10 protein-coding genes are annotated in these 13,480 nt (G+C 67.6%); 6 read left to right on the forward strand and 4 right to left on the reverse strand.

Annotated features, from left to right (window positions below):
- Positions 1–87 precede the first annotated feature (87 nt).
- A complete protein-coding gene (locus tag H6717_02430) occupies positions 88–1,401 on the forward strand; it encodes a PhoH family protein (protein MCB9575872.1) in 1,314 nt (437 codons plus the stop codon).
- A complete protein-coding gene (locus H6717_02435) occupies positions 1,398–2,498 on the forward strand; it encodes a DUF1704 domain-containing protein (GenBank protein MCB9575873.1) in 1,101 nt (366 codons plus the stop codon). The genes H6717_02430 and H6717_02435 overlap by 4 nt, the downstream gene beginning before the upstream one ends.
- Here the strand turns inward: H6717_02435 and H6717_02440 are convergent, their stop codons facing one another.
- Positions 2,499–3,110 (reverse strand): superoxide dismutase family protein, encoded by a 612-nt coding sequence (locus H6717_02440; protein ID MCB9575874.1) that lies wholly within the window; start codon positions 3,108–3,110, stop codon positions 2,499–2,501.
- Between the two features lie 200 nt (positions 3,111–3,310).
- Between H6717_02440 and H6717_02445 the strand changes: the two genes are divergently transcribed.
- Together H6717_02445 and H6717_02450 are read left to right on the forward strand one after the other, a co-directional pair.
- A complete protein-coding gene (locus H6717_02445) occupies positions 3,311–6,025 on the forward strand; it encodes a TonB-dependent receptor (GenBank protein MCB9575875.1) in 2,715 nt (904 codons plus the stop codon).
- Positions 6,025–7,071: a hypothetical protein gene (locus tag H6717_02450; protein MCB9575876.1), complete on the forward strand. Its 1,047-nt coding sequence runs from the start codon at positions 6,025–6,027 to the stop codon at positions 7,069–7,071. Before H6717_02445 ends, H6717_02450 begins: the two co-directional genes overlap by 1 nt.
- 28 nt (positions 7,072–7,099) lie before the next feature.
- Here the strand turns inward: H6717_02450 and H6717_02455 are convergent, their stop codons facing one another.
- The 3 genes from H6717_02455 to H6717_02465 are packed head-to-tail and all read right to left on the reverse strand — an operon-like array spanning position 7,100 to position 11,434.
- Complete coding sequence (locus H6717_02455; GenBank protein ID MCB9575877.1) at positions 7,100–8,569, reverse strand: hypothetical protein; 1,470 nt, start codon at positions 8,567–8,569, stop codon at positions 7,100–7,102.
- On the reverse strand, positions 8,569–9,519 hold the full coding sequence (locus tag H6717_02460; protein ID MCB9575878.1) for a hypothetical protein: 951 nt from the start codon (positions 9,517–9,519) through the stop codon (positions 8,569–8,571). Before H6717_02460 ends, H6717_02455 begins: the two co-directional genes overlap by 1 nt.
- 43 nt (positions 9,520–9,562) lie before the next feature.
- Positions 9,563–11,434, reverse strand: a complete 1,872-nt coding sequence (locus H6717_02465) for a protein kinase (protein ID MCB9575879.1) — start codon at positions 11,432–11,434, stop codon at positions 9,563–9,565.
- 424 nt (positions 11,435–11,858) lie between these two features.
- Here H6717_02465 and H6717_02470 point away from each other — a divergent pair, with 424 nt between their 5' ends.
- Positions 11,859–12,437, forward strand: a complete 579-nt coding sequence (locus H6717_02470) for a thermonuclease family protein (GenBank protein ID MCB9575880.1) — start codon at positions 11,859–11,861, stop codon at positions 12,435–12,437.
- Positions 12,434–13,480 (forward strand): potassium channel protein, encoded by a 1,047-nt coding sequence (locus H6717_02475; GenBank protein MCB9575881.1) that lies wholly within the window; start codon positions 12,434–12,436, stop codon positions 13,478–13,480. The genes H6717_02470 and H6717_02475 overlap by 4 nt, the downstream gene beginning before the upstream one ends.

The following is a 13,480-nucleotide window of genomic DNA, read 5'->3' on the forward strand; positions in this document are numbered from 1 at the left end:
CCGTTGCGGCAAGGCCCACCCGAGGGCCACACTCCGCCGGCTGGCGCAGGCCGCACCCCGCGCCGAGGGGGAAACCCAAGGAATCTCATGAAGAAGAGCTACGTCCTCGACACGAACGTCCTGCTGCACGATCCGCACGCCATCTTCAAGTTCGAGGACAACGACCTCATCCTCCCGATCTACGTCATCGAGGAGATCGACCAGTTCAAGCGCGACAACACCGAGCGTGGTCGCAATGCCCGCACCGTGTCGCGTGTGCTCGACGCTGTTCGAGAGCAAGGCGGCTCCCTGTCCGCCGGTGTGAAGATCGGCGACGGAGGCTCGCTGCGCGTGTACGTGCCGGAACGGCGTCCGGAGCTCAGCATCGCGCTGCAGCCCACCTCGGGGGACCACGCGATCATGCAATGCGCGATCGATCTGCGCGACGCCGAGCCGGAGAAGCCGACCATCTTCGTCACCATGGACGTGAACCTCCGCATTCGCGCCGATGCGCTCGGTCTGCGTACGGAGGCGTACGAGAACCAGGCCGTGGACGTCGACCACCTGGACACCGGCGTGGTGGAGCTTCCGGTGACGGCGGCGGAGCTCGACGGGTTTTTCGAGGCCGGCTTCGTGGCGCGCAAGGATCCGCACCTGTACGCCAACGTGTGCATCGTGCTCCGGGACGACAGCCCCCGGGCCCGCACCGCCCTCGGCCGCTATCACGCGGAAAAGGGCGAGATCCGCGCGCTGCGCACCCCGCGGGAAGGGCTGGCGGGCATTCGCCCCCGGAACAAGGAGCAGAGCTTCGCCCTGGACCTGTTGTTGGACGACTCCGTGCGCCTGGTCACGATGGTGGGCAAGGCGGGCACTGGCAAGACGCTCTTGGCGCTGGCAGCGGGGCTTCACCGCACGGTGGACAACGGCAATTACGCCCGACTCTTGGTGAGCCGCCCGGTGATGCCCATGGGCCGAGATCTCGGCTTCCTCCCAGGAGACGTGGAAGAGAAGCTGAACCCTTGGATGCAGCCCATCTTCGACAACCTCGAGTTCCTGCTGGTGGCGGGCGGCAAGCGTCGTGGCATTCGCGGGTTCGACGAGCTGTTCGAGAGCGGACAGCTGCAGGTGGAGCCGCTGACCTACATCCGTGGCCGGAGCCTGCCCCAGCAGTACGTGATCGTGGACGAGGCGCAGAACCTCACGCCCCACGAAGTGAAGACCGTGATTACCCGCTGCGGCGAAGGCACCAAGATCGTGCTCACCGGCGATCCTTTCCAGATCGACAACCCCTACGTGGACAGCGCCACGAACGGACTTTCGGTGGCGGTGGACCGCTTGCGGGGCGAGCCGCTCATCGGACACATGCTGCTCTCCAAGGGCGAGCGCAGCGAGCTGGCGAACATCGCCGCCAACAAACTATGAAGGACCAGGGCGTCCCGCGGCGCGACCTGGAACGGGTGCTGGGGCAAGCGGAGAACGCCATCGCCCTGCTCGCACGCTGCCGCCCGGTCAACGCTGTGGCGGAGCGAGAACGACTGCTGGCGACCTTTCGTCGGGGCGCGCCCACCAACCCGAACTGGCGCTACGGCTTTGCGGACGGCGTGGCCACGCTGCGTTCCGCTTTGATGTCGGTTGCGGAACAGGGCGAGGCGGCGGAGGGCTGGGACCGGCTCTTCGCCGACCGCGCCCGCGAGCTCGCGCGGGAGGCGGCCATCGTGGAAGCGCTCGGCACGCCGCGAGCGCATGTCGCGGCCCAAGCGCGCTTCCCGGTGGACCCGGGCGAGCACGGCCGGGTTGCCCAGCAGTGGGCGGAGCGCTGGGTCCGGGAAGCTTCGGAGGCGCCCGCCGCCGAGACCTTCGTCAGCGACGACGAGGCGGACCCGGAGAGCTTGGTCTGCCAAATGCGCCGCGCCGTGGGTGAAGCGCGTCTGCCGTTCCGCGTGGTCACCAACCCGCGCTTGCCCTGCGCGGCCGCAACGGGGGACGGCGTGATCGTGGTGCGGGCCGGTGCCCGCTACGATCGCGGCGAGGTCCGCCGCGTGGTCCTGCACGAGATCGAAGGCCACGCCTTGCCGCGGCTCGCGGCGCGGAACGAAGAGCACGGGCTGTTTCGCGTGGGCACCGCCCAGGGCCCGGACGACGAAGAAGGCCGGGCCTTGCTGCTGGAGGAGCGGGCGGGGCTCTTGGACGCGCGTCGCAAGGCACAGCTCGGCCGCCGTCACCTGGCGGCGCTGTCCGTGCGGCAGGGCGCGACCTGGGTGGATACCGCGCGCTACCTGCGAGAGCTCGGGGCGGAGCTCGAAGAGGCGGTGGACATCGCGTCTCGGGTCCACCGCGGTGGAGGTCTGGGCCGCGAGCTCGTGTACCTGGTCGCGCTCTGCCGCGTGCGTCAGGCCTTCGAAGCGGATCCTTCGCTGGAGCGCTGGCTCGAGCGCGGCCGCATCGCCGTCGGGGCAGTGGCCGAGCTGCGCGAGCTCGGCCCTGCACCCGACGTCGTGTTTCGTCTGCGCGCCGCCTGATCAGCCGCCGATCACGCCGCAGCCGATGCGACCGCCGGCGTTGCCCGTGGGCTGGCCGCCGTCGTCCTTCTTCTCGTGGATGATGATGGCGCGGCCGAGGTAAGAGTGCGGATCGTCCTTCTTGAGGTTGGCACCCGGGATCGTGATCTCCGTGTGCCCCTTGCCATCCTTGCCCACCTCGAGGTTGCCGAGGTCACCGAGGTGCCGCGCGTCGGCAGTGGGCAAGCCGTGGTCGTGCTTGTCTGGGTTGAAGTGACCGCCCGCGCTCTTGCCGTCCGGCGCGCTGCAGTCCCCGTTCTCGTGTACGTGCCACGCGTGCATGCCGGGCTTGGCGTTCTCCACGTCGATGGTGATCTTCACGCCGTCGGCGGTCTGCTCCAGCGTGGCGGTGCCCTTCAGCTTGGACTTGCTCTTGGGCTCGATGGTCACGGTGACGGGCGCCGGGGGCGGCTCGGCTTCCGGCTCCGCGGTGGCTTCCGGCTCGGGCGGAGGCTCGGGGGCCGCGGTCTCGGCCGGCGGCGGTGGCGGGGTCTCCGGCGGGGGGGCCGCTGGGGCCGAGCCGCCACAAGCACTGAGGACGAGGGACAATCCGATCAGACCGACGTATTTCATGGCCAGGCCATAGCGACCCCCAGCCAGCGTCGCAAGGGGGCTCCAGCGCTGCATGTTACAGGGTGCTTTGTCCGAACTCCCGTCGAAGGTGTTGTCACGGCCGACGCTTCGCACTAGTTCTCGGGACGCTTCAACGGTCAGCCGATCCCATGAGTATCCCCTGCCGTCCTGTTGCTGGTCTCCTCGCAGTCGGCCTTCTGTTGGGCTCGGCATCCGCCGCCGCGCAAGAGGAGCCGGAGGACCGTGGAGCGGGGGCGGTGCCGCGGGGTGGCGCGGGCGCGGTCGCCCGACCCGGCAAGCCCGACCCGGCGAAGAAGCCGGTCGTGGTGATGCCCAAGCTGGTGAAGTTCGTCGACGCGCCCTACCCCACGGCTGCCGAGGCGCAGGGCGTGGAGGGCAACGTCGTCCTCGAGCTCACCATCGATGCGACGGGCAAGGTGACCGACGCCAAGGTCGCCGAGCCCGCGGGTCACGGCTTCGATGAAGCCGCGCAGCAGGCGGCGCTCCAGTTCGAGTTCGCGCCGGCCACGCGCGACGGCAAGCCGGTCGCCGCGCGGATCCTGTACCGCTACTCCTTCACCCTGAAGGCACCGCCACCGTCCAAGGAGCCACCGCCACCACCGCCCACCACGGGCAACCTGGGAGGCGCGCTGCAAATTGCGGGCACGACCGTGCCGCTGGCGGGGGCAGAGGTGGTCGTGACGGGACCAGACGGCCAAGAGCGCCGATTGGTAACGGACGGTCAGGGGCGCTGGTCTCTCGAGAAGCTCCCCCCAGGGGTGTACCGCGTGCGCGTCGCTGCGGAGGGGTTCCAGAGCACCGAAGCGAAGGAAGAGGTCGCCGTGGGGGAAGCCACGGACGTCACCTATCGCCTTGCGCCCAAGGCGGAAGAAGGCGTGCTCGAGGTCACGGTTCAGGGCGAGCGCCCGCCGCGGGAGGTTACCCGCCGCACGCTGGAACGCCGGGAAATCAACCGAATCCCCGGCACCAGCGGCGATGCCCTGCGATCTCTGCAGAGCTTGCCCGGCGTCGCGCGGCCGCCTGGCTTGGCCGGCCTCCTGATCGTCCGCGGCTCCGCCCCGGAGGACACCGAGACCTTCGTGGACGGCACCGGCGTGCCGCTCATCTATCACTTCGGCGGCCTGTCCAGCGTGGTGCCGACGGAGCTCTTGGATCGCATCGATTTTTATCCGGGCAACTTCAGCGCGCGCTACGGCCGGGTGATGGGCGGCATCGTGGATGTCGGCCTGCGCGAGCCGGACACCAGTTGCACGGGCCCCTACGGCAAACCTTCGGAAGAGAAGGGCTGCTATCACGGCATGGGGCAGGTGGATCTGATCGACGCCCGCGTGCTGGTGCAGGGCCCCATCGCCGGCTCCAAGGATTGGTCCTTCGCGGTAGCGGGTCGCCGCAGCTGGATTGACGCTTGGATCACACCAGTGCTGGAGGAGGCCGGCGCCGGCGTCACCAGTGCGCCGGTCTACTACGACTACCAGGTCATCGCCGACAACAAGCCGACGCCCGACTCGCGGCTCTCGCTGCGCGCCTTCGGCTCCGATGATCGCCTCGAGATCCTGATCAACGATCCGTCGGCGAGCGATCCCGCCTTTGGCGGCAACCTGCGGTTTCGCACTGCCTCTCATCGCGCTCAGGTGGTGTACACGGGTCAGCTCAACAAGAGCGTGGACCTCACCGCGATGGCATCCGCGGGCCGGGATCAGATCCAGTTCTCGCTCGGCAACTTCCTGTTCGACCTCGACATCTATCCCATCACCACCCGCAGCGAGCTCGGGTTCAAGGTCACCAAGGGCTTCAAGCTCAACGCGGGCATGGATTTCCAGCTGGCGCCCGTGAAGTTCACCGTGCGCGCACCCCAGCCGCCCCGGCCGGGTGAGCCGGATCCAGGGCCTTTTGCCACCCGTCCGCCGTTGGAGCAGTCCGGAACCATCACGGCGTTTCGCCCTGCCTGGTACATGGAAGGGGAGGTCACGCCCACTCGCCGCTTGCGCTTGGTGCCGGGCGTTCGCCTCGACTACGCGCGGGACTCCGGGCACGCCGACTTCTCGCCTCGCTTCAACGCTCGCTACGACCTGGTGTCCCCCACGGAGGGGCAGGACGAAGCGTCTTTCGCCGGCAAGCGGAAGCTCCGCACCACCCTCAAGGGCGGCGTGGGCGTGTTCCACCAACCGCCTCAGTTCCAGGAGACGGACGAGATCTTCGGCACGCCCGGCATCGAGTCCAACCGGGCGATCCACTACTCGCTCGGCGTGGAGCAGGAGCTGACGCGGCAGATCGAGGTGAGCGTGGAGGGCTTCTACAAGGATCTCTCCAACCTGGTGGCGCGCGCACCTTCCGCTTCCGGCGGCTTCGACTACAACAACCAGGGGCAGGGCTACGTGGTCGGCATGGAGACGCTGATCAAATACAAGCCCGACAAGCGCTTCTTCGGCTGGCTCGCGTACACGCTCTCCCGAAGCGTACGGCAGGAATCGCCGGACGATCCCGAGTACCTGTTCCAGTACGACCAGACGCACAACCTGATCGTGCTCGGCAGCTATCGCCTGGGCCGCGGCTGGGAGTTCGGCGCGCGCTTCCGCATCGTCTCGGGACCTTTGACCACCCCGCTCATCTCGAAGCCGGCGCTCCCGGCGCTGTACGCGGCGGACGCCGGTGCCTACACGCCGCTGCAGGGCGAGCCCTTCAGCCGCCGCCTGCCGCTGTTCCACCAGCTGGACGTGCGCGTGGACAAGCGCTGGCAGTTCAAGGACTGGCGCTTCTCCGCCTACCTGGACGTGCAAAACGTCTACAACAACCAGGCTGTCGAAGCCCTCGTCTACAACTACAATTTCAGTCAGGAGTCCTACCAAACGGGCCTGCCCATCATTCCGAGCGTCGGCCTGAGAGGTGAGTTCTGATGCGTCGCGAAATCCTGGTCAGCTCGCTCTTCGCCATCGCCCTCGCGGGCTGCGGTGTGGAGTTCGATCCGCCCAGCGAGGTCAAGTCGCTGCGGGTGCTGGGCATCCACAAGACGGCGCCCTACGCGACCCCTGGGGAAGACGTCACCCTCAGCATGCTGTGGCACGACGGCTCGCCGAAGGCGCCGAGGGCCGTGCAGGTCGCGTGGCTGTCGGGGTGCTTCAACCCGCCCGGGGACCTGTACGCGGGCTGTGCGGAGAGCTTCGCCGCCGGCGCGGGCGGCAGCGGCGGATCGAGCGGCGGCATTCCCGGACTGCCCCCCGGCATCACCGTGGGCACCGGGGACACCTTCACGTTCACGATGCCGGCGGACGTCATCAGCAGCCGACCTCCGCCGGACGATCCCAAGGTGCCGCCCTACGGCCTCGCCTACGTCTTCTTCGCGGTGTGTGCGGGAGAGCTCGGCCCCGCAGCCACGGGCGCTCAGGCCGCCACGTTTCCCATCGGCTGCTTCGACGCAGACGGCGATCCCCTCGGCGCGGACGACTTCGTCGCCGGTTACACCGCCGTCTACGGCTACGACTCCATCCGCAACGAGAACCCCATCATCACCGGGTTCAAGTTCAACGGCGTGAGCGTCACGCCGTCCTGTCAGAACGAGGAATGCCTCACGGTCCCGCAGCAAACACCGGACTGCGCCGGGGGCGATCCCTGCATCGACCCCTGCTCCAAGGACGGCGATCCCGACTGCCCCGCCTATGACATCACCGCCATCGTGGATCCGGCGAGCGCCGAGAGCGACGAAGTGTCCAAGCTCGCCTACGACCGTTCGGTGTCGGAGCAGCTGTGGGTCGACTACTACGTGGACCGCGGTGGCGTGAAGAGCCCCGTGAAGCTGGTAAACGACGCCCAAAAAGGCTTCAACGACGACTACTCCACGGAGTTCTACGCGCCCAAGAAGAGCGGCACCCTCAGCATCTGGGCCGTGGTGCACGACAACCGTGGCGGCATGAGCTGGGTGCGTACCGAGGTGGGCGTCCGCTGAGCAGTCGGCACTGCTGCGTGCAGTAGAGTCAGCAGCCCGGCGCGAACACGTGCAGGGCGGCTTTCAGTGTCGGATTCTGACTCGAGGGGGTGAGCACGAAGCCGAAACGCCGGCTCGCGCTGACGCCGATCTGGCTGATGGGGAAGGTGAGCACGCTGGCCTTGCTACCAACGGTGAGGGTGCTGCCGCTACGCGTGACGGAGCGCACCCGCGTCTGGCTGGTATCCGCGGGATAGGCTGCCGTGACGATGGCGGTCGAGCCGTCGATCAGGGCGCTCGGGCCGGCGAGGGCGGCGTTCTGCCCCGTGGGCGTGTAGCCCTCCTCCACCTTCACCTCGATCGAAGTGTCCACCGTGGTGGAGGTGCCGGTGATGGGCCAGCGCAGCATCACGGCGTCGGCCTCCAAGCCGCCGCCATCCGCCGCTACCAGGTTGTTGGTGCTCCACAGCACGGAGCCGTCGTAGGCGCTGGTGAAGTTGTGGGCACTCAGACTGGTGGGAACCGTGAGCGCGGCATCGGCCTGCTCCCCGTTGAACTGAGCGTTGCTGGTGCCGGCGCTGGTCTCCAAGCTGAAGGTGGGCACCTGCGCCGTCGTGGTGTCGGTGCGATAGAACACCAGCGTGGAGCCGCTGGCCGCGACCACGTTGTTGCCCGTGCCCAGGCCGGACGCGGGGTACAGCGTCACGTCCTGGTTGTTCGTCAGCGGTAGGTCCAGGTGCGCCGCCGGGAAGGGTGCGTTGGGATCGTTCAACACCAGGAAGAACGACGACTCGCCGCCCGGGTAAGCGTAGCTGTAGCTGTCGGAAAGGCTCACCTGCGCGGTTTGGATTGGCAGCTGCGTCGCCAGCGGATCCGCGGGCAGGTTGACCCACGCCACCGAGAGCTTGCCGCTGCTCAGCGGGCCGATGAACACGACGGCCTTCTCGGTGGCCACCACGCGGTTGATGGCCACGCCGAAGGCGGGCTGCTGCACCGTGATGGGCTCGGGATTGGCCGGGCTCAGCACGCGCCAGGCGAGGATGCCCGCGTCCGTTCCCACGAACACGTAGTCGTCCATGCCCGCGACGCAGCGGCTGGCTTGCCCCGAGCAGCCCACGTCCGAATCCAGATCGATGGACGTCGCCTTGAAGCCGTAGGACTGCGGCGCGCTGCACACGCCGGTTGCGGTATCGCAGCTACGTGCCTCGCAGCTGTTCTCCACCGGGCAGATCTCGTACACGCAGGTGTTCGACGCGCAGCGGCCCTCGATGCAGCCGCCGTCGATCGTGCACTGCGGGTCTGCGTCGCAGGCGGGTCCGGAGTCGACGATCTTGCCGCCGGTTCCGCCGCTGCCGCCGCTGCCTGCGGCCCCGCCGCTGCCGCTCGCGCCCCCCGTGGAGACGTCCGATCCGGCGTCCGAGCCCGCGATCAGGCTTTCGTCCAGGTCCAGGCTGCAGGCCGCGAACACGAAGCCAATGCCCGCGCCGATACCGCCCAAGAGCAATGCGGTGCGTTTCATCAGAACCGTCCTTTCGCCCACACCGCCTGCGGGCCGAGCTCGAGACTGACCTCGCTGCCGGGCGCCTTCTCTCCGCCCTTGGTGGCCTGCCAGATCAGGACGCCGACGCCCGCCGCGGTGAGCACGCCGCCCGTGATGAACATGATGTTCGTCTTGGATTCCAGGCCCTTGGCGTGGTCGTAGGTTTCGCGAGTGGGGGCTGCCTTGTAGGTGTCTTCCGCGTCCTTTGCCGAGATGCCCAGCAGCGCACCTCCGCCCAACGCCGCGACACCAGCCCCGGTCGCGACCCAGCCGATGGTCTGCCACGGGCCGGCGCTCTTCGTTTCCACCTGCACGGGCTGTTTGCGCGGCTCCGAAAGTGGAACCTCTTTCTTTTTTTGTTGGCTCGGCGCGGGCTCGTCCGTGGTCGCCTCGGAGTCGATCTCCGTCGTGGCGCCGGCAGAGAGCTCCACGGTCCGCTCCTCGGATACGCCACCTTCAGGCGTGATCGTGAGCGTGTGGGATCCCGGTGTGCCGTGCAGGCGCGCTGGCAGCGTGACTTCGATGTGATCGTCGAGTCTCACCTGCGTCGATTCCGGTCCGGTCACGACCACCACGCCGAGGTCCTTCTCCAGCGCGTCCAAGCGCTCGCGGGAGCGCTGCGCTTGGCTGTCGCTGAGCTTCGGCGTTGACAGGGAGCGCGCGTAGGCATCCGCGGCACGCCCCGGTTCGCCCGCGAGCTCCCAGGCCTGCGCCGCCGTGTACAACGCCACCGCGTGCGGATGCAGCTTGCTCGCCGCCTCGAAGCCCAGCGCGGCCTCCTTGTATCGCTTGTCGCCCATGGCCTTCTTGGCCTCGCCGTAGAGCCGGCGTGCCTCGGCGACGTTGTCGTCGTCGGCTAGGGCGGGGGGCGAGGATAGCCAGCATGCGGCGGCCAGCGCCGCTGCCCAGAAGGAAGCTCTTCGGATCATCTCCCTTTGATCTATACCGCCTCGGGGCGGCGACAGCCAAAGCTCAGAAGGGGTTATCCGGGATGTCCGGCTTGGGCGGCTTCTTCGGCTTCGTCTCTTTGGGCGCCTCCACCTTGGTGGGCGCCTCACTGAGCTTGCCCGGGGGAGCTTCGGCGACCTTGGCTTCGGTCTTGGGCTCCGGCTTGGGTTCGTCCGCCTTGGCCAACAGCACGTCGAGCTGGTCGGGGGTGAACTCGTCGAGCCGCAAGACCTCGTCGTGATAGCCCTCGGCGCTTGCCTTGAGCAGCTTCACCTCGCCGCTCTTGGGACGCGGTACCTCGAGGCCCGCCAGCGGCTTGCCATCCAGCAGGAAGGTAATGCCTGCCTTCGGCATCATCGTCACCAGCTTGATGACGGGGCTTTGGTTCTCGACGTTGGCGCCCGTGGCCGTGGGCGGCGGGGCTTCCGGCGACTTGGCGGTCGTCGTGGCCACGGTGGGGACGGTCGGCGCTGGCGCGGCTTCGGCGGCCTGGCCCCGGAGGTAGAAGGAGGCTCCCGTCGCCAACAGCGCGAACACGCCCACGCCGATGCCAATGCCGATCAACGCACCGCGCGCGGTGGTGTCGGGTTGGGGCATCGGGGCCGGTGCGTACAGGCCGCTGGGAGCGCTGGGGTAGGACACGGCGCTCGGCTGGGAAACCTGCGACACGACGCTCGGTTGCGAGGTGACGCTGGGCTGCGAGACACCCGCGCTGCTGATCTGCGAGATGCCCGCGGCGCTGACCTGAGAGATGGAGCCCTCCGACTCCGGCGTCACGCTGCGGATGGCGCTGGCGCTCGGGTTGGAGATCTTGGAGCTGGAGCCTTCCCGTTGGGGCTCGAAGCTCTGCTGCGGCTCGGGGCTGGCGCCGGCGTCCCGCATGCGGTCTCGCAGGACCACGTTGCGTTTGTCCACCAGGGCGCCCAGGCGGTCCCGCAGGGTCTGGGCGACCTGGGTTTCCGTCACGATGGGGCCGGAGCGCGCCAGCCATTCCTCGATGGCCACCCGCATGCGATCCGCGCTCGGATAGCGCTGCATCGGATCCTTGGCCATGGCTCGGAGCACGATGGCTTCCAGGTCCCGGGGATAGCCGGGCACCAAGTCGCTCGGCTTCTCGAACTCGCAGTCGAGCACGGCCTTGAGCACGGCGACCTGACCCTCGCCGGTGAACGGCCGAACGCCCGTCGTGATCTCGTACAGGCAAATGCCCAGCGCGAAGATGTCGCTGCGCCGGTCGATGCGACCACCGGACGCTTGCTCCGGCGACATGTAGGCGGTCTTGCCCTTGATCTGACCCGCCATGGTCGCTTCTTGCGAGCCACCCAGGGCCTTGGCCACGCCGAAGTCCGTTACCTTCACGTTGCCGTTGACGCTGACCAGGATGTTCTGCGGGGAGACGTCGCGGTGCACGACGTTTCGGCGTTCGCCGAATTCGTCCGTCAGCTCGTGCGCGGCGTGCAGGCCCGCGGCGGCGTCGGCGATGATACGGGCAGCGACGCGGGGATTGAGCCGCTCCGGCGTGGGCTTCTGACCGTCGCTGCGTGGTGGCTTGAGCAGGCGCGCGACGCTCTCGCCGTTCACCCACTCCATCGCGAGGTAGAGCACGCCGCTCTCTTCACCCAGGTCGAAGATCTCGCAGACGTTGGGGTGATGGATGCAGGCCGCGAGCCGCGCCTCGTCCAGGAACATCGCTTCGAACGAGTCGTCACTGGCCAGGGCCGGCAAGATGGTCTTGATGGCCACTACTTTGCTGAAGCCGCGCTGACCGTGCTGCTTGGCCGCCCACACGCGTGCCATGCCGCCTTCAGCGACGCCCATCAACACTTCGTAACGACCGAGTCGTGCACCCGGGCGGATGTCTGCCGGGTCCGAAAGGCTGGCGTGAAGTGCGGTCATGAAGCCCCGTGAGTCCCCTCAGTATACCCATACCGGCGCCCGGTACTCGAATGCCGAAACGTCATGCGACAGCCGCCCACATGAGTTTCAGCAGGAGCGGTTTCGGGGGATCAGAGCTTTGGCGACACTGCGGGTCCGGCGGCCATCACCACGCGATTTCCATAGGCTGGAGGGGGTGCGATGAGCTTCGGGGCTTGTTCCGAGCCTCGATCCGGTGCTGCCCGGGTGCTGGGCTGCACCGCCCGAGGCGGCGGTTGGGCAGGCTCCACGACATTCTGATGACTGCATGCAGATGCCGAGAGGACCAGCAGAGCCGCTGCCAGTAGTGTAAAAAAACGGCTCATATCCTCAATATAACACCGGATCCACGAGATGCACGGGCCCCCCTCCCAAGCGGCCACGTCGATGATCTAGGGTGAGCGCGGTGGATCGCGGCACCCAGGTGTTTTGGGCACTCATCATCGCGCTCTTGGGCGCATCGACGTACTTCGGTTTCGGAGTGCAGGAGCAGATGCGCTCCATGCAAACGCCGGAGGCGTCCTTGGAGACGGGGGCTCTGGTTCACTTGGATCGTGTGATCGACGGGGACACGGTCGTGGTGAAGACGAACGCTGGCGACAGCGTCGTGGTTCGTATTCTGGGTATCAAGTCATTCGAGAGCTCACCGCCGAAGGCAGCGAGCGCACGGTTCGGCGCGCAAGCCGTCGACGCTCTGCGTCAGTTGGGCGGGAGCGGTCCGATCCGGGTGTTGCTCGCATCTCCTGCGAAGGACCGCCACGGTCGCACGCTGGCGACGCTGGTCGTGGGCGGTGAGGACTTGGGTCTCTCGCTGGTGAAGCGGGGCTTGTCGTTGGTGTACACGCCCTACCCGTTTCCCGCGATGTCGCTGTACCTCGAAGCCCAAGCGGCTGCGCGGTCCGACAAGCGCGGGCTGTGGGGTGACGCCGGCGTGGCCGAGCGCGCCGAAGCACTCTCCCGGGAGTGGCAAGGGCAAGCGGAATGATGGCGGTCCTTTTCCGTTTCCTCGCCCGGCGCGTGATCAAGAATCCCGCGGCCGCCATACGCGTGGTGGTCGCCCTGGTGGCGGTGCTCGCCTACGGCACCACTGGGTTCTTGTACTTCGAGCTGTCGCAGAACCCGGATCTCTCCTGGGCCGATGGCGTTTGGTACGCGGTGGTGACGGTCACCACCGTGGGCTACGGCGACTACTTTCCAACCACGTTCGGGGGGCGCTTCTTGGTGGCCGTTCCCCTCATGCTCTTCGGCATCGGGCTGCTCGGCTACGTGCTGAGCATCGCGGCCAGCCTGCTGGTCGAAGCCAAGACCAAGGAGTTGCACGGCATGAGCGCGCACAAGCTTTCCGGACATCTGGTCGTCATGAACTTCCCGAGCCTCGGCAAGGTGGAACGTCTGCTGGACGAGCTGGTGGAGGACTCGAGCTTCGGCCAGCGGGACGTGGTCCTCATCGACGAGGACCTGGGGGAGCTCCCGCCGGAGCTGGTGCGGCGCAACGTGCTGTTCGTGCGCGGCAACCCCACCCGAGACGAGACACTGACTCGAGCCAGCCTCGACGACGCGGCCTACGCCGTCGTGCTGGGCAAGAAGCCGGGCGACCCGCACTCCGACGACTTGAACGTGGCCATCACCCTGGCCATCGAAGCGCGCTCCGAGAGCGTGTACTCCGTCGTGGAGTGCAGTGACCCGGGTACTCAGGAGCTGCTGCGAAAGGCCGGTTGCGATCGGATCGTGTGCACATCGCGTTTCGAGTCCCACTTCCTGAGCCACGAGCTGCTCAATCCCGGAGTCCAGGACGTCCTGGAAGAGCTCACGACGAACCTCAAGGGACAGCAGATCTACATCACCCGCTACGAATCCAAGAAGAAGGCACGCTTCGCCGATGTGTCCAAGACGTGTCACGATCGAGGCCACATGCTGATAGGCGTCCGTCGCGGCGAGCAGTCCCATTTGAATCCGGAGCCGGATCTCGCCATCGAGGCAGGAGACGCCGTCATCACCATAGGCGCCAAGCGCCTGGGTGCTCTGTGA

It is taken from the genome of Polyangiaceae bacterium (genome assembly GCA_020633235.1).
Lineage (GTDB): Bacteria > Myxococcota_A > Polyangia > Polyangiales > Polyangiaceae > JACKEA01.

Bases quoted from the DNA above. Each gene is read 5' to 3' on its own strand.
- H6717_02465 (MCB9575879.1), bottom strand. From the start codon at position 11,434: ATGACCGCACTTCACGCCAGCCTTTCGGACCCGGCAGACATCCGCCCG.
- H6717_02460 (MCB9575878.1), bottom strand. From the start codon at position 9,519: ATGATCCGAAGAGCTTCCTTCTGGGCAGCGGCGCTGGCCGCCGCATGC.
- H6717_02455 (MCB9575877.1), bottom strand. From the start codon at position 8,569: ATGAAACGCACCGCATTGCTCTTGGGCGGTATCGGCGCGGGCATTGGC.
- H6717_02430 (MCB9575872.1), top strand. From the start codon at position 88: ATGAAGAAGAGCTACGTCCTCGACACGAACGTCCTGCTGCACGATCCG.
- H6717_02450 (MCB9575876.1), top strand. From the start codon at position 6,025: ATGCGTCGCGAAATCCTGGTCAGCTCGCTCTTCGCCATCGCCCTCGCG.
- H6717_02475 (MCB9575881.1), top strand. From the start codon at position 12,434: ATGATGGCGGTCCTTTTCCGTTTCCTCGCCCGGCGCGTGATCAAGAAT.
- H6717_02435 (MCB9575873.1), top strand. From the start codon at position 1,398: ATGAAGGACCAGGGCGTCCCGCGGCGCGACCTGGAACGGGTGCTGGGG.
- H6717_02440 (MCB9575874.1), bottom strand. From the start codon at position 3,110: ATGAAATACGTCGGTCTGATCGGATTGTCCCTCGTCCTCAGTGCTTGT.